The following is a 2026-nucleotide window of genomic DNA, read 5'->3' as shown; positions in this document are numbered from 1 at the left end:
TCACAAAGGTATCTGCCGCTTAGTTCGCGTCCGTACCGTTGGATGAATCAAAATGTTTCTGGTGTTGTTCGGCCGGATACCGTTGCATCTTTTTTGGCAGGTCATTCTCCTCCTTGAGGCGGGCATCCTCTCGTTCAGGCTGACGAAGGCGATCCATCTCCTTTTTCTCCATTCCAAGGTCGGTGGCCCTAGTATCCTTTACCCCAATCCTGCCTCCCCGGGTTCCTTTCCCCAGCGCGAAAGCATAAAGGGGTGAATGTCTAACGCCTCTGCTACGTCTTTCACTTTCACATCGGGGAGATGCGAAAGCTGCACTGCCTTGGCTTTGAATTCATTGCTGTACTGCCAGGTCTTTCTGGGTCGGGTATACCTGGGCATGCTGGGACTCCTCGTTAGGTTGAGGTGTCCGTTTTACCGGGTGAAGTTCACGCCCTTGCTGCCTTGCCTTGTTATGTGGCACGACGGATGCCTGATTGGAAAACCTGCATATTAGCCCTCATGCAAAACCTCCTTGGCAACTTAAAATTCAGTTGCGGACTCTGCCCAACCAAGATGCTGCATGTGACAACCCAACTTTGAGGCACCAGGGAGTGGCGAAAGGCTGAGCCACGCCATCGGAAGATGAGACTGGCAGCCGAGAGATAAAGAATGCCTGGGTAGCCAGTGAACGCATTTATTTAATCCCCACCTTCAACTACCACATAACGCTGAGTGCAGGGGCGACTGCGCAGCAGTTGTCCCGGCGCTCTGCGCCCTTGCTGCCACGTATTGTTAAGTGTTGCGGGTAATCTCTGGCTCATCATTTCCCCAGAATAGTTTGATGCCAAGTGGATACTCTGACACAAGGTGTAGCTCTTTATCCACATTCTCCCTTAGCTGATCGGTGATTGGCTCAGAGTACATATAGCTCTGGCCACCCCAATATTCCATTTCAGAGTCATAATCCCAGCGGCCTATATCGTAACCCGCCCCCTCTAAACACTCGATTGCCCGGTATAGCGATGCTTGATATTGCTGGAGGCTGCCATCATTTTCCAAGCTTGAATTTATGAGATCCTCCAACCGCTTAGTCCCGGCTTTTCGATCACCTCCGGAGAAGGCCAAGTTCTCATGATGAAGCTCATTCGGTATTTCCATGTGAGTACACTTAACGCTGAGCGGCAGCGGGCGCGCGGTACGCGCGTCCGGCGACCGAAGGGAGCGAACTGCCCGCACTTGTTATTTTGTGAGATTCGGATGAAGAGGCCCCTTTCAGCAACTGGGCCAGAGAGTTGGGCAAGGCGAAAGAACACACTATTCCGGCGTAGCCAACGTGAGCCGAACGATCGAAGATTTTTGACATATATGCCCCCTTCATGGGACGTCTTGATACCTCTGAGTGGCGCCGAAGCATAGTGGCCACGATGCAAAATAACGCTTCAAGCAGGGGCCCGCGTTAGCGGGTCCCGGCGCGAAGCGCCCTTGCTGCCTTGACTTGTTACGTGTCCTTTTCACTTATGCCCCTATTTAGGTACATAATCCAACTAACGTTAGTCGTAAGCTTCTTACCGAAGCCCAGCTCCTTTCTGATAGCATTTCTAAATGGAATAACTGAATTCATATCTAGTTTTATCGCCTTGTTAGCTCCGAGGTTTAGATTCAGACAGGCTTCAAATGCTCGGGGCACATCTGGTTTCTCACACGCTAAAACTAGCTTGTTAAAGCAGGACCTAACATCGGCAGTACTAACGGATTCTTGCGGGTCTACTCTGGCTATATTTCCTTCAGGATCGCTCCATTGATAGTCCGAAAATCTTGAATCAACTATCCGTAATGCCTCAAGGCAAGCTTCTCGCTTTAGCTCCCAGCGCCGCAGCTCTTTAAGCTCTCTCGTTCTGAGATACCAATTCGTAAGTGCAGTCACCACCCCGGAGGTAATGACAGCAGTAAATATCACTTCGAATCCATTCATAATTTGTCATCAACTCGATAGAGCCGGTCTCAATGTACTCCGGAAATGACTGGACACGTAACGCTTCAAGCAGGG

The 2026-nt window shown here is 50.7% G+C and carries 3 protein-coding genes; all 3 read right to left on the bottom strand.

Annotated features, from left to right (window positions below):
- Positions 1-198 precede the first annotated feature (198 nt).
- Entirely contained in the window at positions 199-378 is a 180-nt protein-coding gene (locus E4634_RS22100) for a transposase (RefSeq protein WP_135446616.1), read from the bottom strand.
- Between the two features lie 393 nt (positions 379-771).
- Entirely contained in the window at positions 772-1137 is a 366-nt protein-coding gene (locus E4634_RS20810; protein WP_135446615.1) for a hypothetical protein, read from the bottom strand.
- A gap of 340 nt (positions 1138-1477) precedes the next feature.
- Positions 1478-1951: a hypothetical protein gene (locus tag E4634_RS20805; protein ID WP_135446614.1), complete on the bottom strand. Its 474-nt coding sequence runs from the start codon at positions 1949-1951 to the stop codon at positions 1478-1480.
- Positions 1952-2026: the final 75 nt, after the last annotated feature.

This window comes from Mangrovimicrobium sediminis (assembly GCF_004745945.1).
In the GTDB taxonomy this organism is placed as follows: Bacteria; Pseudomonadota; Gammaproteobacteria; order Pseudomonadales; family Halieaceae; genus Mangrovimicrobium; species Mangrovimicrobium sediminis.
Note: the sequence above shows the minus strand (reverse complement) of the source record. Positions and strands in the feature narration are given on the sequence as shown.

What these genes read in the sequence shown, in the direction of transcription:
- E4634_RS22100 (WP_135446616.1), bottom strand. Translation starts at nt 378, where the DNA reads ATGCCCAGGTATACCCGACCCAGAAAGACCTGGCAGTACAGCAATGAA.
- E4634_RS20810 (WP_135446615.1), bottom strand. Translation starts at nt 1,137, where the DNA reads ATGGAAATACCGAATGAGCTTCATCATGAGAACTTGGCCTTCTCCGGA.
- E4634_RS20805 (WP_135446614.1), bottom strand. Translation starts at nt 1,951, where the DNA reads ATGAATGGATTCGAAGTGATATTTACTGCTGTCATTACCTCCGGGGTG.